Source organism: Corallococcus sicarius, assembly GCF_003611735.1.
GTDB lineage: Bacteria > Myxococcota > Myxococcia > Myxococcales > Myxococcaceae > Corallococcus > Corallococcus sicarius.
Genome location: NZ_RAWG01000007.1, coordinates 1 through 24,085, shown reverse-complemented (window position 1 = coordinate 24,085; position 24,085 = coordinate 1). Strand labels below are relative to the sequence as shown.

Annotated in this window: 8 protein-coding genes; 4 read left to right on the top strand and 4 right to left on the bottom strand. The window is 70.8% G+C overall.

The genetic code is table 11. The features are described 5' to 3' along the window. Positions 1 to 4 precede the first annotated feature (4 nt). From D7X12_RS02055 to D7X12_RS02040, 4 genes are all read right to left on the bottom strand, one after another. Entirely contained in the window at positions 5 to 7,252 is a 7,248-nt protein-coding gene (locus tag D7X12_RS02055) for a SpvB/TcaC N-terminal domain-containing protein (protein WP_158619925.1), read from the bottom strand. Positions 7,253 to 7,396: 144 nt separating this feature from the next. Next, positions 7,397 to 8,371 (bottom strand): methyltransferase domain-containing protein, encoded by a 975-nt coding sequence (locus D7X12_RS02050; RefSeq protein ID WP_120623584.1) that lies wholly within the window; start codon positions 8,369 to 8,371, stop codon positions 7,397 to 7,399. Beyond that, positions 8,349 to 9,344, bottom strand: a complete 996-nt coding sequence (locus D7X12_RS02045; protein ID WP_120623583.1) for a hypothetical protein — start codon at positions 9,342 to 9,344, stop codon at positions 8,349 to 8,351. Before D7X12_RS02045 ends, D7X12_RS02050 begins: the two co-directional genes overlap by 23 nt. Before the next feature lie 50 nt (positions 9,345 to 9,394). Continuing rightward, positions 9,395 to 19,570: a Tc toxin subunit A-related protein gene (locus D7X12_RS02040; RefSeq protein ID WP_147443487.1), complete on the bottom strand. Its 10,176-nt coding sequence runs from the start codon at positions 19,568 to 19,570 to the stop codon at positions 9,395 to 9,397. Positions 19,571 to 19,994: 424 nt separating this feature from the next. Here D7X12_RS02040 and D7X12_RS44910 point away from each other — a divergent pair, with 424 nt between their 5' ends. The 4 genes from D7X12_RS44910 to D7X12_RS02020 all read left to right on the top strand — a co-directional run. Beyond that, entirely contained in the window at positions 19,995 to 20,129 is a 135-nt protein-coding gene (locus tag D7X12_RS44910) for a hypothetical protein (protein ID WP_279637125.1), read from the top strand. Positions 20,130 to 20,192: 63 nt separating this feature from the next. Continuing rightward, positions 20,193 to 22,727 (top strand): cation-translocating P-type ATPase, encoded by a 2,535-nt coding sequence (locus tag D7X12_RS02030; protein ID WP_120623581.1) that lies wholly within the window; start codon positions 20,193 to 20,195, stop codon positions 22,725 to 22,727. A gap of 8 nt (positions 22,728 to 22,735) precedes the next feature. Then, the gene (locus D7X12_RS02025) at positions 22,736 to 23,011 is read left to right on the top strand and encodes a hypothetical protein (RefSeq protein ID WP_147443486.1); all 276 of its coding nucleotides are present in this window, start codon (positions 22,736 to 22,738) and stop codon (positions 23,009 to 23,011) included. Positions 23,012 to 23,116: 105 nt separating this feature from the next. Next, positions 23,117 to 24,085 (top strand): efflux RND transporter periplasmic adaptor subunit (locus tag D7X12_RS02020; RefSeq protein WP_120623579.1); only part of this gene is annotated, 969 nt, incomplete at its 3' end.

Below are 24,085 nucleotides of genomic sequence, written 5' to 3'. Positions count from 1 at the left end.
GGGTTCATCGTCCCACGTGAGGCATGAAGAGCCTGCGCCATTCCGCGGTGCGCAGCTGTTGGAGCGAAGTGATCAACTGTTGGATCTGCTCGCGCGTGGCCGCGGTGCCGGCGGTCGTGGGTTCGCCGAGCATCCGGCGGGCGAGCGCTATCTCCTTCGCATAGGCGGAGCGTTCGAAAGCCCAGCGAATGGAGGGATTGCCGAGGAGCGCCGCCTGACCGGGGAATCCGCGGGCGGCATCGTCCACGAGGTGCTGCAGTTCGTGCTTGAGCGCGGACAACGATGCGTTCGGGTCCAGATACATCGTTCCCGCCTGACCGGGGGAGGAGCTGGGCATGTACGCGAGCGTGCCGGGCCGTGGTTCGATGGTGGCGCCCATGCCCCGCGCGGTGGCGGTGTGTTCAGCCCAGGTCTCCGGATGCGACTGGGCGCCCGGGCCAAAGAGGTCGGCCGCCGGATCGGCGGCCGAGCGCAACGGCGTGGCGGATCGGGCCGCGCCGAAAGCGGCGCTGACGCTGCGAGAAGTCTGGACGGCGTCCAGGAATGTCGTCGCCTGGGCGTTGGTGAAGACGCCGCGCGCCGCGCGAACGCCCGCGCTTCCGGCCGCCCTTTCGATGGTGCCGAGGCCATGCCCGGTGACGCGGGCGACCGTGGCCGTGGCTCGCACGGCTTGTGAGATGCCTGGTGCCTGCGCGACCGTCGACGCGGCTCGGCCGGTCGCGCTCGCGGCCCTGGCCACGGCCGCGGCGCCGGGGACCCGTGACACCGCCTGTGATGCGGTGCTCGCCATCTGTACGCCACGCGCCGTGGAAGCGAACGAGCCGACGCCACCGGTGACCACGCCGAGCGCGGCCCCGACGGTCGCCGCGTGCCCCAGCTCGCGCCCGGTGGGCAGGCGCCCCTCGCCCACGCCGGTGCGCGTCACCTCGCTGGCCACGGCTCCCGTCGTGCCGGCGACCGCGCCCACCACGACCCCTGTCGCGACGGTGGCGGCGGTCCCGGTCAGGCCGATGCTGGCGACTCCCGCTCCCACCAGCGGCGCGGCGGCTCCGGCGGTGGCGACCGTGACCACCGCGCCCACCACCACCACCGCCGCCACCACCGCGACGGTTCGGAGGCTCGGCCATTTCCACAGGCCGGTCGGGTCGCTGAACTTGATGGGGTTGTTCTCGGCGTAGGAGTAGACGTCGGTCCCGTCGACCAGGCCGGCCGGGTCGGGGCTCGTCCACCGGCCGAGCCAGGCCGCGTAATAGCGCGCCCCGTGGTAGTAGAAGCCCGTCTCGTCATCGCGCTCCTTGCCGGTGTAGCGGTAGCGCTTGTCGGGATCGCCCGAACGGAACGCGCTGCCGCCGAACGGGTGGTACTCCTCGTAGGAGATGGGGACGCCGTCGAGCGTGCTCTCCACCGACGCGGTCCCGAGGTGATTGGAGAACTGCAGCCGGATGCGCGTCGCTCCCGGGGACGCCACCTGCGTCACGTCGGTCTCGACCAACGCCATCCGCACGTGGCCGTCGTACACGTGGACCGTCTGGCGCTCGAGCGTCACGGTGGAGCCCGTGCGCTCGCGGTAGCGCTCGAAATTGCCGACGTACACGCGCTCGCGCGCTGTGCCGCCCGCCTCGACGACCTTGCGGACGCGCTGTCCCTGGCTGTCGTAGACGTAATAGGCCCGCGCTCCTCCCCCCAGCTCGACGGACGCCAGCCGGTCGTCATGGTCCCATCGCAGCGACGACAGGTGCGGCATGGCGACCAGGTTGCCGCGCTCGTCATATTGGTAGCGCGGCGCGTGCGGGCCTGGCGGGCCGTCTCCGGGCAGGCTGGTCCACGCCAGGCGGTTGCTGTCGGGCGCGTATTCGTAGGCCCGCGTCCAGCCGCTCCCCGGCGCGAGCGGTATCGCGTGCTTCACCTCCTGGAGGTTACCGACCGTGTCGTAGCGGTACTGCTGGACGTAGCGCAGCAGGGCCTGCAGATTGTTCGCGTGTGGGAGCTGCGCCAGGGGCGGCTCGGGGTAGCCGTTCGGCCCGAGCGCGTAGCCCACCTGCCCGGGATGCTCACGGCCCTCCGCGCGCCTGAGGCGGTAGAGGGCGTCGTACTCGAAGCGCTGGGTGCCGTCGGTCGAGCCGCCGTTGAAGTACACCCGCTGCTGCGCGCCGTCGCGGGCCTCGACGATGTTGTGCGCCGGATCCAGCACGTACCGCAGGTCCTGCAGCACCGCCCCGTCCGACGCGCGCGCGGCGAGGACCCGCACCAGCATGGTCGAGGGCTCGTCGTACTCGAACGTCGACGTGACACCCCCGTTGCCGTAGACGACGCGGGTGCGCTGGCCCCGGGCGTTGTAGTCGATGGTGTCGACGAACCGGGAAGCCGGTGCGCCGCGCACGCCCACGTCGACGCGCTCCAGCAACGCGGCTTCGTTGTACGCGAACGCCGCCGTCGTGCCGTCCGGTGTGATCACACGCATGGCCCGGCTCATCGCGTCGTAGTCGGTGCGCGTGGTGAGGACGTCCGCCTCAAGCAGCGGCGCGGCCGCGGTGAGGGCCGCTCCCGGATCGGTGAGCGCGTCGAGTGGCGCCCAGCGGGGCTCCGCCCGGTAGCTGATCGCCAGGCGGCGCGACGTCCGGATGATGCGGCCCTCGAAGTCATACGCCTCGTGGGTGGTGACACCGGCGCCGTCGAAGTGATGGACCAGCCGTCCCCGCAGGTGGGGCCCAGGCAGGCCCTCGCCATAGAACAGCCGCTCGGCCAGGAACTCCGGCTGCGAGGGCGGTGTCACGTAGGCGTGCGTGAGCCGGCGGAGGCGGTCGTAGTGCTTGCGGTGCGCGTAGCCTCGCCCGTCCCACGTGCGGTACGGGCGGGCCATCCCGTCGAACAGGTTGAGGGTGACGCCGGCATCGCTGCTCTCCACGCGGAGGGTGTTCCCCGACATGTCGAAGGTCTGCCGGAGCACCGTGATGCCGCGCGCGTCCATCACCTCGCGGTGTTCACCCTGGATGTCGAGCTTGAGGCGCGTCAGGTACTTCCCGTCCGAGCCGTTGTCCGCGATGGAGAGGAACGTCCGGCCCAGCGGATCGACCAGGTGAACGGCGGGGGTATGCGCGTGCGCGGCAGCCAGTTCGGCGGCGCGGCGATCGGGATCTCCTGGCGGGCGCGCGATCCGCTCCGCGTACCAGGCGCTCTCCAGCACGTTGTCGCTGGCGTCGGCGCGGGTTTCGCTCCAGGCGTCGAAGGTGACGGTCGCGAAGGTGCCGTCCGGAAAGTCGGTGCGGATCAGCCGTGACAGCGGATCGTAACGGAAGAGCGAGGAGTGGCCCGTCATGACCTGCGCCGGGTCGTCCTCGTACTCGAAGGTGGTGGAGAAGTACGGCTCGTATCGCTTGACGGGGTTGCCCTTGTTGTCGAAGACGGTACGCCCCGTTCCCACCCAGCGCGGCGCTCCGCCCGGCCCGGGCTCCGCCTGCGCTTTCTTGAGCACCTCCCGGCCGGAGCCATCCGAGTAGCTGTAGGACTCGAGCCAGCGCGGATTCGCGGCCCCGTGCTGTTCGCGCGCGAAGGTGTGGACGAACGCCGGCCGTCCTTCCCGCTGCCAGCGGGAGACGTCGTACTCGATGCGCGTCGTTGGATCCGCGAGGGTGTCGCCCTCTGCCGCGCCGTCGCGGCCCATCGCCGCGGTGGCCACCACCATGCCCAGCGCGTCGAAGGCAACGGCATTGCGGTTGCCCTGGGCGTCGGTGATGCGCCACGGGATCCGTGTGCGGTAGTCGACCTCGGCCCTGGTGACGCTGTCGAACGCGGGAGCGTCCGAGGTGTGTTGCTCGACCGCGTGGAGCGCGTACCGGTCGTAGCGGACGGAGGAGGTGTTGCCGAAGAGGTCCGTGACCTGGACCGCCTGGTAGAACCGCGCCGGGTCGTAGACCGGCACGCTGGAGCCGGTCCACAGGTCGCCATCGATCCGGAGATAGCCGGCCGCGTCGGTGTACTCGCTGTCTGGAATGAGCACGCCGAAGACGGACGCCTGGAGCGTGGCCGGCAGTGTCAGCGTGTGCTGATCGTATTGAAGCGCGCGCGTCCCCGCGATGCCCATGCCCAGCGGGCCGGACAGGTCATCCCGGTAGTAGCGGTGGCGGCTGCGTGCCAGGACGCGCTTCTGCCCGACGGTCACAGTGGCGTCGAAGCCCACCTCCGCCGCCTCGAGCATCGCCGCGTCGACCGCCTCGAACGAGAGCAGCCCGCTGCCGGTCCCCAGCGGGAGCTCGTAGTGCACGCGCTCGGTGGGAACGCCGTGCCGGAAGTCGGTGGCGGTGCCGAGCGGAGGCGCCAGCTCGGAGCGAATGCAGGTGGCCAGCAACTGGCGCTGCTCGGGCTCGGCCTCACTGACACGCGGGTACGCCACCTGCGCCGAGCGCCGCACGTGCCCCCGCGGGTCGACCTCCAGCGCGAGTTCGTGCTCCACGCGCGGATCGCCCAGCCTCCGCTCGGTGTGGACGGTGAGCGTCTCGCGGGGATGGACATCGAACACCCCATACCGGTTCGCGCCCCTGGACTGGAGGCACCGGACCTGGAAGTTGCTCTGCGTGACGAGGTACGGGCGCGACGCGTCCGCCGTCCCGTCCATCCCGTAGACCTCCTGGCGCAGGGCCAGGCCTCGCATGGCGCGCGCCGCCTCCCGCTGCGCGTCCACCGTCACGCCGAGGGGCACGCGGCTGCCGGGGAGGAGCGGCGCGCCCGGATCCCCGGCGTACCATTCCTTCGCGAGCTCCCGCTCCATGCGCTCGCGCTCGAGCCACGCTCCCGTGTGGTACCAGGTGACGGTCCGGACGGGCGGCAGGTCGAGCACTCCGCCCCCACCGCCTTCGCCGGACAGCTGCTCCGCGTCCCACTGCTCGACGCAGGCGAAGCCCCGGAACTCCCGCTCGTGTCCGTCGAAGTATCCGTGGTGGTACGCGAAGCGGGTCACGCTCCGCGTCTTCGAGACCCCGTCGACATGCTCGACGCGTTCAACGACCTGGACCGGGAAGGCGAGGCGGGTGAGCCAGGGCCTGCGGGCCGCCTTGTCCTGCAGATAGAACTTCGTCGACGGCGCGTACGAGATGCGTGTCTCGGCCCCGAGGTTGTTGGCGACGCGCTGGAGCAGGTGCGGCTTCTGGCCGCCCATCAAGTCGACATAGGCCAGCGGGCGGGCCTGGTTCCGCTGCAGCGGGGACGACCAGACGAGACACGCGGTTCCCGTTCCCAGCAGGTCCACCACGGACAGGTGGGTCAGCGAGTCCACGGGCGGCAGCGACTCCAGCCGGGTCGGCGCGGAGAGCGCGTTGCCCGCCTGATTGAAATACAGACGCACGCCGTCCCGGCCGGAGTAGAGCAGGTCGCTGGTCCCGGAGCCGTCGATGTCCGCGAAGCGGATGCGACGGGGGTCGAATTCATCCGGGGCGTCGAACGTGGGGCTTCCGCCGAGCGTCACCTTGCGACCGAACCGGCCGTGACCCAGGTTCGGCCAGTAGCAGACCTCGCTGTTGCGGACGCGGACGAGGTCCACCATTCCATCCCCGCTCATGTCCGCGAGCTGGATGCTCTCCGTCCCGTCCGCGAAGACGACGGTCGGGCCCCGTCGCTCCTCCGTGGCCTTGCGGACGCGCTCAGCGGGCTCGAAGCCGCCCTTCGCCAGGGAGCGGTACCAGACGAATGCGTCCTGCTCGGTGATGAGGACGTCCGGGTGTCCATCGCCATCCAGGTCGATGAAGCGCAGGTTCGGATCGTTCCAGTCGATGCGGGGCAGGTCGCGCAACGCCATGAACGGCGTCCAGCCGCCCTCGGAGGTCCGCGAGAAATATCCAGACAGGGGCGGCGTGTACTGCACCAGCTCCAGCCGGCCATCCCCGTCCAGATCGACGAGCTGCTGCGCTCCCGGGGCCAGCTCCGAGGGGGAAGGCAGCGAGCGCAACAACCGGGGCGGAGCGAGACGTCCGCCTCCCAGGTTCGCCTTGTACAGCCAGGCCTGCCGGGTCGGGATCAGCGCGCCCGGAAGCCCCTCGCCGTCAAGGTCCACCCACTGCGCGCCCCCGCCAGGAACGCCTCCGGGGAGGCCCTCCAGGCTGGCGGGGTCCACCGTCCGGAGTTCCCCATGAACGACCGGCCTCGCGTAGCTCAGCTCGAGCGGCGGCAGGGTCGCCCGTTCGTAGCCGACGCCCTCCGCGGCCCGCCGGTAGCCCGCCTGGGTCGCGTGCTCCAGGTAGGTGACGGATGCATCCTCGCCGTAGCCGAAGTCGGTGGAGCGCACGAGGCAGGGCGCGGGCCCCAGCTCCTCGAAGCGGTGAAACATGAGGACGCGACGGCACAGCCGATACGTCCTCACCTCGAACGTGGCACGGAAGCTGGAGAAGGCGTCCTGGCGGACCGGCCACGCTCTCACCTCGGCGGGGGTCGGTGCCGCGTCGTCGTGCTCGCCGTAGTCGAGGATGATCTCCAGGAGCCAGTCCTCGTCGCGGGCGGGCAGGGGCGCCTCCCGGTCCATCACCGGGGCCAGGTTCCCGTACTGGATCCGCTTCAGGTAGCGCTGCGCCGTGGCAAGGAAGCGGCGCGTTCCGTCCGCTGAGCGCTCGAACCGGCTCGCTTCGCTGAGCCGTCCCGTGTCGACCCCGGCGGCATCCTCCGCCTTGTACGTGTATCGGGCGACGTTGCCGCGGTCGTCTCGCGTCTCCTCCAGCAACCAGGAGAAGACCCGCGCCGGGTGCGCCGGGTCCACCATCCGGGCGCCCGGGCTCCTGCCGTAGATGTTGAGGACGTTGTCGTGCGTCATCACGCGCCAGTGCGCGTCGCCCGTCTGTCGCTGGGTCCACCGCTCGATGCGCGCGTACAAGCCCTCGCTGCGGGGCCGGTAGCGCTGCACCCGGTGCTCGCCGGAATCGAAGGTGTCAGGGATTGTTCCCCCGTCCGCCGCGAAGGCGGGAACCAGGTCCTCCGCGCCGGAGAGCAGGAAGTCGTCCGAGTCCTCCGCGTCGAGGTAGCGCGGGAGCCCCTTGTCTGTCTTCCGGGCGATCGACGGCACCGACAGTTGCCAACCCAACCCGAAGGGCCCGTTGCCCGAGCCTGAGTCGTAGCGGAGGCTGAGGGCCATTTCGAAGCCGGCCCGTCCCGGGGAGGTGGCGATCGGGATGCTCAGCGAGCCGGTCCCGGTGACCGGATGGGTGGAGAACTTCTCTCCGATGCCGCGGACCGCGCCGCCGCCCTTGGGGAGCGTGAGCGCGGGGAGGAGCATGGCTGCCTTTGGCGCGCCAGACTCGCCGGGCGCTCCGGAAGGGGCCGGACCGGTCGTCGGGCGCTGGCCGGTCTGCACCTGCCCTCGAACCTCTTGGTTGGGTTTTTCGTCGTTTGGCATGGCGCGGTCCGGACGACGGTTTGATCAGCGTGAGAACACAGCCATCTGGGTGGGGGGACCCCACCTCGGATCCTCGGGACCGATGCCCGCCCAGCGGGCCTGATAACCCGAGCGGCGCGCGACCTCGTCCATCCATGCGTGGAACTCGGCGCGGGTCCACTCGAAGCGGTGATCCGGATGGCGGAAGGACCTGCCCGGGCCGGAGCTCCACTTCACGTTGTACTCGGCGTTGGGTGTGGTGATGACGAGCGTGGCGGGCCGCGCATAGGTGAAGACGACGTGCTCGAAGGCGGCGAGCACGGGCGGGTCCATGTGCTCGATCACCTCCACGGCCGCCGCGGCATCATGGCCGAGCAGTCGCGGATCCCGGTGCGTCACGATGCCGAGGAACAGCTGCACGCGGCCCTGCTGCGCGGGGGTGAGGTGGAGCGACAGCCGACGGCGGGCCGCGCTCAGCGACTCCTCGGAGAGATCGACGCCCGTGAGCACCTCGTATTGGGACTCCCGTGCGAGCAGCGACAGCAGGCCGCCGCTGCCGCACCCGAGGTCCAGCACCCGCCGCGCGCCCGTTGCCTGGAGCATCCGGCTCACCGCGTCCAGGCGCTGCTGCTGCAGGCCGGCCCGGGGATCGGCCGCGAGGGGGCCGGGCTCCTGCCTTGACGTGACGGGCCGTCGGGCCATGCCACCTTCCGTCGCGGCGCCGCGCGCCATCAACTGGCGGGAGACCATGAACCCGGCTCGGATGTTGGGCTCGAGGGCCTGGCTGTCGAGGACGTCGGAGTGGAAGCCCACCAGGTGCGCGACGTCGCGGGCCGCCTCATGCAGCCGGGCCGGGGGGAGCCCTTCGACGGCGAGGTCCAGGTCGGAGCGACGATCCTGCGGCTCGCCCCGGCCCAGGGACCCGAAGACCCACACGCGTGAAGCCCCTCGCTGGTACAGCAGCGCCGCCGCCCTCCGGGCGATCTCCATGCGCTGCTCATCGAAAGCCGAAGGCGTCATCGGGTCGCTCCTCCATCCGGAATGGCGTGCTGGGACACAGGTAGACGTTGAGGGCGGGAAGGGTGCTGGGGGCCACGCGCACGCTGACGACGGTGATCTCCCCCGCGGAGGTGGTGCCCTCGGGACGCACGGCCTCCATCCAGCGGCGGAAGGCACGCCACGCCTCGGGACGTCCGGCGAGGACCTGCTCGACCGCGGCGCGGCGCGCGACGTGCGAAGGGGCCAGCGCTCCCGGCAACAGCTCCAGCTTGAGCTCCCACCCGTCCGGCTTCCGGCGCACGCCGATGATGGCGGAGTCCGGTGGCAGCACCAGCCTTCCCCCGGTCAGCAGGGTCACGGTCTGGAGGAAGGCGGGAAACGACCCGGTCATTCCCGCTTCGGCCGCGAGGCGCTCCAGGCCGCGCAGGCGCAATCCCTGGCGGCACAACAGATAGAGGCGCTCGGCGACGCCACCCCTGCCCACGGCGATCGAGTGCAGGTGCGGCTCGACGCCTGGCAGCAGCGTGGAGACCGCGAGCGCCTCCTGCTTCACGTGCGAGGGAAGGGACTCGACGGGGCCCGTCTCGCGATACAGCTTGAGCTCCGCGAGCCCGGTCCCATCGAGCACGGCACCGAAGAACGCGCCAAAACGCGCGGCCTCTCCCGGGCTCCGTCCGTGCCAGGGCTCGAACACCGCGTCGAGCGCTGTGGTCGTCGCGGGCGGGAAGGACTGTCGTGCCTGCGCGCGCAACGTGTGCTCCGCCTGGGCAAGCCGCTCCCTGGCGGCGAGCAGCGGCCCGAACGGCTCCACGTCGAACCGGAGTTGCTCCGGCGCACCCTCCGAGAAAGACACCTCGAGGGGCAGCGCTCCGGGCACCAGCGCATTGCCGGCGTAGCGCGGGTCTCCGCCGGGCAGCGCGAACGTCCGCTCGAACAGCTCGCCCAGGTGCCCCGAGGGCGCCCGCGCGCGGAGACGACGGGCGGCCCCGTCCATCCAGGCCCGGAGCGTGGGCCACGCGGGGACTGTCGCGTCCCGCCCCGGCGCTAGAACGTGTAATGGCATAGCAGGGCGAAATCGAGCACCAGGTCCGGGTTGATGCGCTTCACGGTGCCACCCGGCGTCGTCACGTCCATGAGCAGCGTCGCGGGGACGGTGGTGGCGTCCAACGTCCAGGTCTGCGCAGGGCCGTCCGCCACGCCCACCCCCGTGCCGAAGCTGATGGAGTCATACGGCAGTCCACCCAGCCGGGCATTGCCACGTCCGGGCTCCACCGGCTGCGAGGGGGCGGCACCCGGCGGCTTCAGCGTGAGGACGACGTTGTTGACGTTGTCATACGTCGTCCCCGGCTTCAGGCTCAGGAAGAGCTTCAGCCCGTCGATCTTCAGGGCCCGGTCCTGCAACGAACCGGGGAAGAGGTCGCGCGAGACGGGGAGCGACAGCCGCTGCGGCCCCGTCTGCCCGTCGGGCGGGTACAGGAAGCCGTGCCATTCGTCGGGGAACTCGTGGCGCGCGCTGAAGAGCCGGTAGAGCCCCTTGCTGCCTTCCTCCAGCTCCATCTGTCGGAGCGCGTTCTCCAACTGGGCCAGGGCCGCCTGCTTGAGCGGCTCTCCGCCGTCGCGCGCCGTGTAGCGCACGTGCAGGACCACGTCCGTCAGGGTGCGGTAGTCGAACTGCCGGAACGCGTTGGGCAACTCCAGACGCCAGGAGCTGATGGCGCCCGCACCCTCGAATGGCAGGTAGCGCTCGTCGCGGGGATTCAGCTCGAAGAGGCCGCTGTCCTCCCGGCCGGAGCTGGTGACGACGGACTGGATGCCGCCGCTGTTGTAGACGAACCGCGTGTCGTCGGGCCCCGACCAGGCGTGGGCCGGCGTCGTGCGCGTCTCCTTGCGGATGCGGTTTCCCAGCAGCGTGAGCTTGCAGCTGATGCTGGTGTAGGGCCCCGCCACGCACGGAAGGGTGAGGCTCACCGACTTGAGCCTGCGCAGGTAGTGCCCGGGGTGATCCACGTCGAAGATCGCCTCGGGGAGCTGGACGAAGCAGCTCCCCGTCTCCTGGAGGGAGACGAGCGCCTCCGGGTGGAGCGCCGCGAGCGACACGTGCTTGGAGATCTCATACTCGCGCCGGTTCTGATCCAGGTAGGCGCTCTCCATCCGCTTCAGGTCCTGGAAGAGGCGCTCGCCCGAGAGCAGCCCCTTTCTCAGGCTGTCCCAGTAGCCGAACCGGATGAAGTTCGACTCCTGGAGCGCCAGCTCGAAGCGGAAGGCCCGCTCGGTGCGCTTCGCCATCTCGTAGGCGAGCTGGTAGGCCTGGAAGTAGAGCGAGGACACCTGGCCCACCGTCCAGTCGAAGAGCTCGCGGTTCGTGTACTTCGAGCGCATGAAGTCCACGATGCTCCGTGAGTGCTCCAACTGCTTGCGGTGGTTGTCCAGCTCCGACTGGGTGATCTGCTCGCGCAGCAGGGCGGCGGCGATCTGCTGATCGATGTGGACGAGTTCCTTCGCGGCCAGGTTGCTCTGCAGGGACCAGTCGCTCTCGCGCATCATGAACTGGGCGAGCCGGGCCGCGCGGCCGCCGCCGTAGGCGGAGGCCGCCGAGTCACTGCGGTAGCGGTTGGCGGCCGCGCCCATGGCCGCGCCCAGGTTCGAGCCTCCGAAAGAAACCCCCGCGCCCACACCCCAGGGCTTCACGGCGAGGCTGACGTTCGGAATGGTGGCGAGCAGGCTGCCCACGAACTCCCAATCCGCCGCGGTGCCCTGCTTGTCGTGGGACACCTTGAGCTGATCCAGCTCCTGTTTCTCGTGCAGGGTCAGCTTGGTCCCCTCCAGGCTGGTGGTGGCCAGGTCGGGAGGCGCCTGCTCCGGGAGTGCCGCTCCCTCGGCGGGGGCCACGGGGCTCGTGATCCCCAACATCCGCTGGTAGTACTTCCAGCGCTCGATCACGATCTCGCGTGAGGCGCGCAGCGCGACCAGGGCCTGGGTGGCCTCCGCGTGCTGCTGCTGCCGGGTCTTCTCCACCAGCGACAGGAGCGTCGCCTCCTGGGTCGCGCGCTGGATCGCCAGCTCCTCGCCATCCCGCTTCTCCAGCGCCGACAGGAGGGCCGTGCCGAGCGACTTGAGCTCCACCGCCAGCTCCGTGGCCCTCTGGGTGAGCAGGGTGAAGCGGTAGTGGGGCTGGGCGGTGTCCAGGTCGCTCAGCGCGCTGGAGATGTCGACCCCGGCCGCCGCGGCCCGCACCAGCAACCCCGGATCGATGGGCGGTTCGAAGAGCGGCAGCTCCCGGACGACACCTTCGATGTTCATGCAGTTGCGGATCTTGAAGAGCCGGTCGGAGACCGTGTCCCAGTACCCGAGCAGCTTGTCGTTCGCCGGCACGCAGAAGTACAGCAGCTTGGGCAGGGGAGGTGGCGCCCCCGGCGGGACGATGACGCTGTCGGGGCGTGGCGCCGGGACGATCTGCTCCAGGTCCACCAGCTTGTTGGAGAGGCTGGTGAGCGTGGGGGCCAGCGAGTTGTACGTCTGCACCTGGGGCAGCGCGCGGGGCGGGATGCTCCTGGGCCGGCGCCCGAGGATCTCCGCGGCGAGCACGTAGAGCTGGGTGGCCTCGTTGAGCGACTCGATGGTGTCCTGCCGGAAGAGCTGATCTCCCCAGGCGATGAGATTGTCGAGGTACTTCATCACCACCGACTTCTGGTAGGCGGCCAGCCGCAGCCGCGCGATCGCGTGCGGATCGAACGGGTGGCTCCTCCACTCGGAGACCTGCTGGTCCAGCTCCGGGTCCGAGAGCCCCTTGGCCAGCAGCATGAGCAGGTTGTCGATGCGCTGCTTCGCGTAGTCCGCCTGGGTCTGCTCGTAGAAGGGCCGGGGGCGCCAGTACTTCTGCGGGACCGCGGTGTCGGCCGTGTTGGTCGGATCGAAGATGAAGTGGAACCAGCGCTGGGCGTCCTCGAACCGCTGGTTCTGCGACAGCCGCGAGGCGATGAGCAGCGGCGCATGGAAGAACAGCTCCCAGTTGTATTGGGAGTAGGCACCGAGCCGCGTGAAGTCGACGTCCTCGACAGGGTACTTGTCCTCCTTGACGGCGTCTCCCCGGTTGACCAACCCCGTCGGCGCGTAGCGCGTCTTGAAGATCTTCGCGGACTGGAGCTGGAGCTTGCGCCGCAAGAGCCCGTCCATGCCCCGCCAGTTGAGCTGCGAGATGAAGTTGCAGACATACGGGTGGTAGAAGGTCCAGAACCTGTAGCGGACCTCCACGGACGCCAGGGGGGCCACGATGGCCTTCGCGAACAGGCGCGAGTCCTGGATGTAGCTGGCGAGCGTGAAGCGCTTGCGGTCGCCCCGGTCGAGCACCAGGGTGACCTCCCGGCGGCGCAGGGGCGCCTTCGTCCGGGGCTTCTCGATGGCGCCGGAAGTGGCCGGGGCCTCCTGCTTCTCACGGGCCTCCTTCGGCGTGCCGGACGGGAGGCGCTTGCGCTGCTCCGCGCGCGCCCGTGCCTTCTCGACGAGCTTCTGCTTCCGGACGGGGACGGGATCGATCCGCTGTGCGCGGTCCACGGGGCGCGCGAGCCGACGGGGCTCGTAGTAGGTGGTGCGCACGGTGTCGATCACCGTGGGCGCCACCCGGGTCGCATCCGCCGCCCACGCGGTCTGTGTGACCTGTTCGGGCGTGACGAAGAACGTCTTGACGTCATCCTGGAAGAAGAAGGATCCGTGGCCGTTGATCGAGTTGTCGTCGTAGGCGTACGCGAGGCTGTATCTGCCCGGCATCAGGCCCAGCGCCACGTTCTCGTTCTTCCCGTCCGGGGTCCGCGGCAGGTAGAGCGGTGACCTCGTCACCGAGGAGAACTGCATGCCGTCGACGCGGGTCCCCCTGGGGGGGAACACCCCGTAGACCTCCTTCTCGAAGAGGTCGATCCGCCCGTTGCAGCCGGTGAAGTGGAACCCCTTGATGAGGGCGTAGTGGATCGTGATCGTCCCCCCCGGGCCCCCGTAATAGGTGGGTGGGGTGGGGATGGTCCGCGTCAGCTCCGGGTTCTCGTACTCGTACCAGATGCGCAGCCCGGCGCCTTCGAGCGAGGCGCGGAAGGTGTGCCTGCTCCTGCCGCCATCCGTCAGCCGCGCGTCGGGGACGAGGTTGGAGCGCACCTTGTCGTCGGTGAGCTTCTTCGTCGTCCAGCGATCATGCCTGCGCTCGGTCCACGCGAGCTGGATCTCGAAGTACTTCGTCGGCGCCGTGGGCTGGGTGGTGCTCGTGTTCGCCGGCTCGGCGACCTCCGAGATGATGGGCCAGAAGACGTGGATGCGGGAGTTCCAGACCACCGGGATGATCTGCGCGCCGCTGATGTCGGCCTCGAGCCGCTCCCAGTGGGTCCAGCGCCCCGCGCCAATGCGCTGCCGGTAGAAGTAGACCGGAGTGCCGCCCCGCGTGCGCCCGAAGACGTGGAGGATCTCCGGCTGGAGCCCTTCCAGCGCGGGCTCCGGGTACACGCCCACGATCTCAAGCCGCGCGACCTCGTCGAGCTTCTCCAGGTAGCCGAGGAACGCGTCGTCGGCGTTCTCGGAGTTGAGGTCCCCCTGGAGCAGCGCGCCCTCCAGTTGCTCGAAAAGCGGCGTCTTGTCGTCCCGCAGCTCGGGCTCCAGCCAGTTCTCCGGGTACAGGAAGACCTTCCGGTTCGCCTCCCAGACGCGGTAGCTCTTCATCCACTGCCACTGGAGCCAGCCCGCGTCGGTGAGCTGATCCGCGATGATGCCCCGGTCCGCCTCCAGCCCCATCAGGCAGCGCTGCACGAAGAGCTGCGCGGTGCTGCTGGCCTGCTTGATCCTCGACGTGAGGAAGCAGGGCGTCATCTCCACGTCGATGAGGTAGTGCGCGTACAGGCTGTTGGGGCCGTCCCACTTCTGTCCGAGCGCCGCGTTGGGACGGGGGACCAGATACGCCACCAGCGCCGCGCGCTGGCGCTCGCGCAGCACGTCCCGGAGCTTCCGCGCCACCTCCGGCCACTCCGTCTCCGAGTAGCGGGCCTTCACCGCGTTGAGCACGGCGCGCGCGTTGTCCGGCGTGAGCTCGGGCAGGCTCCACTCGCGGGCCCGGTCGGCGGGGACCTCCAGTTGCAGGAGGACTTTCATGAAGTCCTCCAGCCGCGACAGCCCCACCTCGTCCTTGGAGTCATTGGGGAACGAGGGGATGACCGCGGGGGACGCGACGAGCAGCTCGCCCCGGTTCCAGCCGGTCCGCGTGCTCACCTCCTGGAGGAACTCGTCGAGCGTGGGGACGGGCGTGGTGCGCCGCGCGAGCGCGAACAGGGCGCTGAGCGCGGCCTCGCCCCGGGGGAGCCGGTCGCGCAACTGGCACAGCGCGACCAGGCGGAGCCAGCTCGCGAAGAGCACCGGCGAGGGCGTGAGGATGGGCGTGACGGGCAGCACGTCCGGCTGGAGCCAGCCCGCCATCACCGCCGCATCGTGGGCCCAGGCCACCGGGCGGCGCACGACCGTGGGGCCGAAGTCGGAGAACCACGTGATCTGCTGCGTCGTCATCTTCAGCCGGGTGACGAGCAGCGCGGCCTTCTGCAACCGGATGAAGGTCTTGAAGAGGTTGGGGAAGGAGGCCGGCTTCAGGGCGACGTTCGCGTTGCTCTCCGCGTACGCGGGCGCGAGGAAGTCGGCGATGGCCTTCTGCCCGGCGACGGACAGCGAGGGGAGCTGACGGGTGAGCAGCTCGGCGGTGGCCCGCGGCTCCAGGGCCAGCGCGCCCGCCAGTCGCTGGATGACCCTCCCGGTGCTCAGGGCCGTGCGCAGGTAGGTGAGCAGCTTGCCCAGGACCAGGGTGAAGCGCTGCTCGGGCGTCTGCGCCGTGTCGAAGAGCAGGGCGGTGTCCGTGCTGGTGATGAAGGTGTTGTCCGCCGGGGGCGTGTAGCTGGCGGGCGCGGCGAAGAGCGCGTCGATGGCCGTCAGGTACGCGGCGTTCGTGGAGAGCCCCCGGAGCAGCGCGCGCTCCGTGTTCGTCATCATGCCGGCGAAGCGGAGCTGGCCCGCGGGGGCGTCGTGGTAGATGCGCCCGCCCAGCTCCCGGGGGAACACCAGTCCCGCAGGCAGGTTCGCCAGGGCGGTGGAGAAGGTGGGCAGCGTGAAGGCCTTCATCTTCGCTGCGAGCACGTTGCGTGGCAGTGCGAAGAGCACGCCCACCGCCGTGCGGAAGGCCGCGTCGGTGGACGCGCTCTGGAGGTCCGTCCGCTCGGCCTGGGTGAGGGGCCCCAGGACGCGCAGCCGGGCGCCGGTGGCGTCGTACGTGGCCCGGCCCTGGAGTGACGCCGGGAACTGGAGGCCCGCCGGCAGCGCGGCGAGGGGCGCCTCGTAGAGGACCTGGCCATTCAGCGTGTTGACCACCTCCTCGATGATCTCCGTCGGCCACTGGAGCTGGGCCAGCCGGCTGCGGGGGAGGGCGCCCGTCGGGTCCGCCCGGAGCGTGGTCTCATCCTGGATCTGCCGCAGGTCGCCCCGGAGGGTGTCCAGCGTCGCGGCGATCTCCTCGTCCGACGCGGCCAGCCCGGACGCCTGGGTGAAGCGGTGGCGCAGCAGGTAGTCGAGTTCGGGGATGCTGAACCCGGAGGCGCGCACGTCCGCGACCAGGCTCGCGAACAGGAGCGTGTCCGCCGTCTGCGCTGGATTGAAGGGGTTGATGACCGCCAGGGACAGCAGCGTGAGGAGGTCGGGGAGCTCCAGGCCCAGGCCCTTCGCGAGCTGCGTGTAGCGGTAGAGTCTGGAGAGGTTCGCGAGGTTGAGTTTGTTGTCGGCGACCACCTCGGCGGTGAGCGCCGACAGGCCCGCGGCGCCGATGCCCAGCGCGGCGAGGATGACGGGCGCCTGTTTGGAGATGAGCGCCTCGGCGGGCGCCTCGGTGACGATGGCCAGCTCCGAGCCCGAAAGGCGGAAGGCCGGCTCCGAGGGCTTGCTCAGCGCCGGGTTCAGGAAGACGCGCTTGTACAGTGACGCGTCTCCCTGGATGTCCATGGGGGCCCAGAACGCCAGCAGCGACTCCACCGGCAGCCCCAGCTGTTCGTTCAGCCGCTGGACGTGCGAGAGCTTGAGGAACAGCGCGTCGTCGAGGCGGGCGTTCACGTCCGCGGTGCCGCCGCTGAAGATGGCGATGGCGTTGTCCAGGTCCCGCATGCTCCAGCCGAGCCGGCGCCACAGCCGCACGAAGCGGTGCAGGCGGTCGACGACCTCCGCGGTCAGTCCCTTCAGGACGAGCTTCGCGGTGTCACAGGTCGTCAGGTCCGAGGGATCCGCGGACTCGATCCGCAGCGTGAGGTTCGCCTGGATGAACTTCAGCTGGAGCAGGCTGATCAGCTCCTCGTACTCCAGCGCCGCGCGGTCGAGCACCACGCGCACCTGGCCCAGCGCCTCCAGCCAGCCCAGGGACTTCACGACGGGGTTGGTGGGGGAGGTCGGGTCGAAGACGCTGACGGTGTTGCCCGTCTCCTTCAACCCCCAGACGTCCCAGGTGTCCACGGCGGTCGCCTGGGAGGCGGCGCTGCCCACCGGGCTCATCAACCACCGGACGCGGAGGCCGGCCACGGGGGGGAGGATCTGCACGAACGCGGTGCGGGCGGGATCCCGGGTCCAGGCGCCGGTGGCCACGGTGTACAGGCCGTTCTGCGCGGCCACCGTCTGGGCCGTCAGCAGCACGATGTCACCCGCCGCGAGCACCACGGCGCCCACGCTCTGCGTCCCGGAGAGCGAGGCGAGCGGGGTGGTGACGACCAGCCGCACCGGCCGTCCTCGCGACAGGAGCTGCCGCTCGACGGGGAGCAGGCCAAGCAACTCGGAGGCGATGTCCAGATGGGTGAGGGCCGCCAACGGGTCCGGGATGCGCACGCGCCGCATCAGCTCGTCGCGCCGCACTCCCAGGTGGCCCAGGTACAGCCGCGCCTCCTCCCACGCCAGGTCCAGCGGGAGCGTCCAGGGAAACACGGCCGCGCGGAGCCGATCGTACGCGGCCTCGTTGCGGTGCTGTGGTGTCGCGCTCAGCTCCGCCGAGCTCCCACTGCTTTGATAGGCCACCGGGCCCACCTTGAGCAGCCCGGTGGTCGTGTCCTTCTGGAGGGGCCAGAGGTCCGTATGGTCGGTGACGAACCAGCGGGAGCCCGCCTGCGCCACCACCACCAGATGGCTCGTGCCCAGGGTCACGCCATTCTGGGTGAAGGCCGCGCGGACCGCGTTGGACAGCGTGCGGCTGTCGAGGTCCGCCTGCAGCGTTGCCGCGATCGTGAACGTGGGAGGTGGAGAGACGGCGTTCTCCAGCAACTCGTTGACCAGGTCGACGTACGGGAGCGTGAGCTGTGCGTTGTCGCACGTCAGCTCGATGTCCCCCAGGTCGGGCCGCCGGTCGAACAGGAGGTCGCGCGCGTTCGTCAGGGCCGTCCCGCCCCCCGGCAGCGTGCGGGTCTGCCTGCGCTCCTTCAGGAACGCGAGCACCTCGGTGTAGTAGGCGGCGGGGCCATAGACGGAGCGGCAGTGCTCACACCTGCACAGGTCCAGCGTGCCGAACAGCGACTCCAGGTTGGGCACGCCAGAGGGCAGCGCCGAGGCCAGGGCCGCCACCTCCACGCGGTTGAACTCCTCGCCATGGTTGGCCAGCAGGTGGAGCGCGGAGGCGGAGACGTGGCCCGCCACGTTGTGGGTGTGCCGCGCCAGCGCCCGGGTCCCGAAGGCGCCCTTGAAGCTCGCGGCGAAGGCTTCCCGGTCGACCTGGGAGATGGCGAGCGCCGAGTCCAGTCCGGCGTCGAGCAGCGACTTCATCCCGTCGTAACGCGGGGTGAGCTTGAACACCCGCTGCATGCCCTGGACGCGCGCCTTCACGAGCCCCGGGTCCTTGATGCTCTTCATCAGGGTCGGCGTGCGGGCGAGCGCCTGGGTCACATCCCCCTGACGCAGGTCGAACCCGGTGCCGTCCTCCGTCACGTGGGCGAAGAACGCGCGGACATCCTCATGCAGGCTCTTGTCCTCGCGTGCGCGCCAGGCCACGGTCTGCTCTGGCAGCGTGTCATCGAGGATGCGCCGGAGGGTGTCGGCGTAGACGAGCGTCCGGGTGCGCAGGTCGTCCCCTGGGATCGACGCGGGGATCCGCTGGGCTTCGGGTTCCTTGAGTCCGCCAATGATCTTCAGCCACTGCTTCTGGTCGAAGCTCGCCAGGTCCTGGAAGGACTTGAACGCCCCCGCCGCGCGCATCCGCAGCAGCGCCCGCACGAGGGGAGGGTGGTTGTCGGTCAGCGCGCCCAACTGGAGCGTCAGTTGCAATTCCGGGATGCGGGGCTGGAGGGCCGGGTCGGCCTCCAAGGCCTTCCAGAACTCCGTCGCCGGGCCCTTGTGCTCCAGATACCTGGAGACGAACGCCTCCCGTTGCTCCTGATTGGGAAGCGTGGTGGCGAGCAGGTCGCCAAACCCTGGCCTTTCGTCCTCGGGGCCCGGGCTCGCGGCCTGTTGCACGGCGGCGCGGTGGAGCTGTGCCTGGACCTCGTCGGGTTTGAGCTTGAGCTTGCCGGGGATGAGCCGCCGGGTGGCGGCGTTCTCCACCACGCGGCGGAGCGTCTCCGGGCCCTGGGCCATCAGCGCTGAGAGGTTCGTGCCCATCCCCTTGCGCACCAGACCGTAGAAGATCTCCGGGGACGCGAGCCCCGACTTCGCCGCGAGCTTGTGCGCCACCACCAGCGCCGCGATCTTCTTGGGAGGCACCCCGGTGTGTCCGGCCAGGAATGTGAGGTCCTTGCGGTCGGCGTCCTCGGAGAGCTCCGCGAGCGAGACGCCCTCGAGCAGCGGCTTCAGCTCGGACATGAGCTGTTCGTACTCGGACCAGAGGGTCTCCGGACCGCCCTTGACCAGGAGGCGGAGCTTCTCCACCGTCTGGGCCTTGAAGATGATCCTCGACTCGGCCAGCGGCTCTCCGGCCTCCCTGGGCCCACCCGGAGCCGGGGGCGCGTAGGCGCGAACGATGAGATCGGCTTGCGGCTTGTTCCGCTTGCGAAGCTGCTCGAGGGAGTACCAGAGCTCGAAGTTGCCGTACTCGTTGGTGGTCCCCTCCGCGAGCAGCGCCTCGTCGCGCAGGCTCTTGTCAAAGGCACGCACCGTGGCGCCTGTGATGGCGAGCCCGTGGCGGTAGGTGACGTTGCCTCGCACCAGGAATTGGAACTCCGGGGGGCCTTCGTCGGTGTGTGGCGTTGGGGCCATGACAACCTCCGTCAAGGATATGTTGTCTGGATGATGTCCCTTGAGCGCGTGGTGAGTAAGGCACGGGCTGCCACGCGTTGCCCAGAGGTGAGGGTGCGCGCTCGAAGCCGAGAGTTTGATTTGACGCAATTGGTTGCAGGTCCAAACCCTGTCGTTCCCGCCAATGCAGGCGGTGACTCCAGGTGTTCAACGCCACCGGCAGCAGCAGCGCGCTGGAGAAGAAAGCCAGCATCGCCGACAGCGCGGACAAGAGGATGAAGAGCACCGCGCCCCAGAAGGGGTGCCTGGCGATGATGGGCGCGGTCGCGTCGAGGAGACGGCGGAGGAAGGATTGGAAGGCCTCTGACGAGGAGAGGACGGCCAGGCCCACGAGGAGCAGTGCCAGCAGCTCCAGGCGACGGGCTCCACGCCCTGGCCCCTGTCGGTGGCCAGGCTGGCGGGCCCCGTGGCGCTGCTCATCCTCGCGGGTGCCGCGGTGGGGGCCATCCACGGTGCCGTGCTGGCTTGGCTGCTCGAGGTGGACCGCGGGCGGCGCCAGCCCGGCGGTGCGGCGCCCTGACGTCGCGCGCCCGACCGCATTGCCAGGCTCCGAGCGCAGCCCCAGGTTCCGGGTACACCGACCATGCGAATCCCCGTCCCCGTCCACCGCCTTCCCTGCCCTGTCGACGAGGCCCGCGGGCTCGCCGCCAGCGAGGTCTTGGAGCGGCGCGCCCGCTACGGGCGCAACGACGTGCTGACGCGGTCCCGCCGCTCCGCGCTCCAGACGCTGCGCGAGTCCGCGGCGGACCCGATGCTCTGGTTCCTCGTGTGCGCGAGCACGCTCTACTTCGTGCTGGGCGAGCTGTCGGAGGGCGTGGTGCTGCTCGTGGCCATGGCCCCGCTGCTGGGCATGGACGCCTTCCTGCACCACCGGACCCAGGCCTCCACGGAGGGCCTGCAGAGCCGGCTGGCCGCGCGCGCCACGGTGCTGCGGGAGGGGGGCGAACAGGACGTGCCCGCCGAGGACGTGGTGGTGGGCGACCTGGTGCGCGTGGAGGCGGGCTGGCATTTCCCGGCGGATGGACTGGTGGTGCGCGGCGAGGCCTTGCAGGCCGAGGAGTCCTCGCTGACCGGAGAGTCGCTGCCCGTGCGCAAGCGGCCGCTGGGCCGGCTTCCCACGGGACAGGAGCCCCTGGTGGAGGGACCGCACTGGGGCATGGCGGGAACCCGGCTGCTCACCGGGACGGCCTGGGTGCGCGTCGTCTTCACCGGGCCGGACACGCTCTACGGGAGCATTGCCCGCTCGGCCGCGCGGGGCGAGCACGCGCGCACGCCGCTGCAGCAGGCCGTGGCGCACCTGGTGGCCGTGCTGTTGGGCGTGGCCGGGGTGCTGTGCACGGTGCTCGCCTTCGTGCGCTGGCGCCAGGGCTTCGGGTGGATGGATGCGCTGCTGAGCGCGGCCACGCTCGGCGTGGCGGCCATCCCCGAGGAGTTCCCGGTGGCGCTCACCTTCTTCCTGGGGGCCGGCGTGTACCGGTTGGCCCGGCGGCAGGCCCTGGTGCGGCGCGCTGTCTCCGTGGAGAACATCGGCCGGGTGACCTGCATCTGCTCGGACAAGACGGGCACCCTGACGGAGGGCCGCCTGCGGTTGGCCCGCCTGCTGCCCGCGCCGGACGTCACCCCGGACGCGCTGCTGCGGACCGCGGCCCTGGCCTCGCGGGAGGAGGGGAGGGACCCCCTCGACGCCGCGCTGCTCGAAGCGGCCGCGCGAGCCCTGCCCGCTGGCGCCCGGGGGAGGACCGAGGCCACCTTCCCCTTCACCGAGGAGCGCCAGCGTGAGACGGCGGTGGTGGTGGACGGGGCCGGGGGACTGCTCGCCGCGGTGAAGGGCGCGCCAGAGCGGGTGCTGCGCTTGTGCGCGCTGGAGCCCGGCGCCCGCGCGGAGTGGGAGCGGCGCGTCTCGGCGCTCGCGGGAGAGGGGAGCAAGGTCATCGCGTGCGCGAGCCAGGTGCTGGACTCCGGCTCGTGGAGGGGCGGAGAGCCGGAGCGCGGCTTCCGCTTCCTGGGTCTTGCGGCCTTCGAGGATCCGGTGCGCCAGGGCGTGCCGGAGGCGGTGCGGGAGTGCCATGAAGCGGGCCTGCGCACGGTGATGGTGACGGGCGACCACCCGGACACGGCCCTGGCGGTGGCGCGGCGCCTGGGGCTCGGTGGAGCGTGGCCCACGGTGCTGACAGGGGACGAGCTCCAGGCGCGGCTGCACGATGGCGGGCAGGTGCCGCGCGTGGACGTGGTGGCCCGTGCGATGCCGGCGCAGAAGTACGCGCTGGTCATGGCGCTGAAGCGCCAGGGCGAGGTCGTGGCGGCCACCGGGGATGGCGTGAATGATGTCCCCGCGCTCCAGGCCGCCGACGTGGGCATCGCCATGGGGGAGCGAGGCACTCGCGGCGCGCGAGAGGCGTCCTCCATCGTCCTGCTCGACGACGACTTCGGCACGCTGGTGCGGGCCATCGCGGAGGGCCGGCAGCTCTTTGGCAACCTCCGGCGCTGCTTCATGTACCTGCTGCTCATCCACATCCCGCTGGTGACCACCGCGGCGCTGCTTCCGCTGGCGGGCTATCCGCTCCTGTACCTGCCCATCCACATCGTCTGGCTGGAGCTCATCATCCACCCCACGGCGATGCTGGCCTTCCAGGCGGCGGCGCATCCAGGGCGGCTGGGGACGGTGCGGAGCCGGCGCCAGGGGCCCGCGCGCTTCTTCTCCCCGGCGCAGTGGCTCACCCTCGCACTAGTGGGGGGGCTGATGACGGTGGGGCTCGTCTGGAGCTACGACCGGAGCCTGGGGGCGGGCCGCGACGTGGAGCATGGGCGCGCCGTGGCGCTGGCGGCGCTCACGCTCGCGAGCGCCAGCTTCGCGGCCGTGCTCACCCGGCTGCGCACGCGCCCGGCCCGGTGGATCTGCGCGGTGTCCCTGGGGGCCTCGGTGCTGCTCATCCAGGTGCGGCCGCTGGCGTCCCTGGTGGGGCTGCACCCGCTGCACGTGGATGACTGGGCGCGGGTCGTCGTGGGCGTGGCCGTCGCCCTGGTGCCGCTGGTGCTCCCGCTCAGGCAGGCTCCACCTGCACGGCCGTCACCGCGTCGTCGGGCGTATGGGTGTGGCCGTCTTGATGGGGGCCGATGACGGCGTTGATGAAGACCTCCAGGGTCCGGAAGCTCTTCCGTCACACCGCACGGAAGAGGACGTCCCCTCGCCCCCGCAGCCGGCCCACCGCGCCGGGTTCCACGGGCCGCGTGCTCGCCATGTTGCAGGGCGCCGCGGCCTTGAAGTACCAGCGGGCGCTGACCGCCAGCACCCTGCTCCTCTCCCAGGGACGCTCCATGCGCGGAGGACCGGAAGAGGAGGAACTGGACGATGCCCGGCAGCGTCTGGAGTGCCTCCTGCCTCCCCTGCGTCCCTCCGATTGAGCCACGGATGCGCAGGTTCCCCGGGAGACGGGACCCGTGGCACCCCGCCTTTCGCCTTCCTACCCTCAATTCTGGGGGCCCCAGGGTCTTCTTCAAGGGCGAGCCGTGACCGACGCACAGACCCAGACCGCGCTGAACGCGCTGCGCATCGACCGCTCCGCCGCTCCCCTGAAGCGCCGCCGCAGGCTGCGCTGGCTCATCCCCGCGGCGCTCCTGTTCGCGGTGCTCGTCCTGCTGGGCGTCTCCGTGGCGCGCCGCGCTCTGACCGTGCGCGTCGCGGAGGTGCGCGAGCCGCTTCCCGGAGAGCAGCAGACGGAGCTGTCCGCCTCCGGCTACGTCGACTCGCGGCGCCGCTCGGTCATCGCGCCGATGATCGCCGGCCAGCTCGTGGAGGTCGCCGTCGAGGAGGGCGAGCCCGTGGAGCAGGGCCAGGTGATTGCCCGTCTGGATGACCGGGACGCCCGCGTGGTGCTGGACCGCGTCGAGGCGGAGGTGCGGGCCGCCGAGGCCCGGCTCGCCGCCTCCCGTGCCCAGGGCTTCAACGCCGAGCGCACCACCGAGCGCACGCGCACCCTCGCGAGGCAGGGCGCGGTCTCCCGGGCCCAGCTGCTCGACGTGGAGACCGCAGGCCGCGCTGCCCTGGAGGCGCTCAACCTCGCCCGGGCGCAGCTCGTCGTCGCCCGGCGCGTCCTCGAGGGGGCCCGCCTCCAGCTGTCGCACACCGTGGTGCGCGCGCCCTTCGACGGCACCGTGGCGCGCAAGCTCGCGGACGAGGGCGCGGTGCTCGCGCCGGCGGCGCTCTCCGGCACCAACCTGGGCGGCATCGTTGAACTGGTGGACCTCACCGCCCTGGAGGTCGAAGCCGAGGTCAGCGAGGAGCAGCTGTCGCGCATCCACGCGGACCAGCCCGCCCTCATCTTCCTGGACGCCTTCCCGAAGCGCGCCTTCGCAGGCCGGGCTGCCCTGGAGGCGCTCAACCTCGCCCGGGCGCAGCTCGTCGTCGCCCGGCGCGTCCTCGAGGGGGCCCGCCTCCAGCTGTCGCACACCGTGGTGCGCGCGCCCTTCGACGGCACC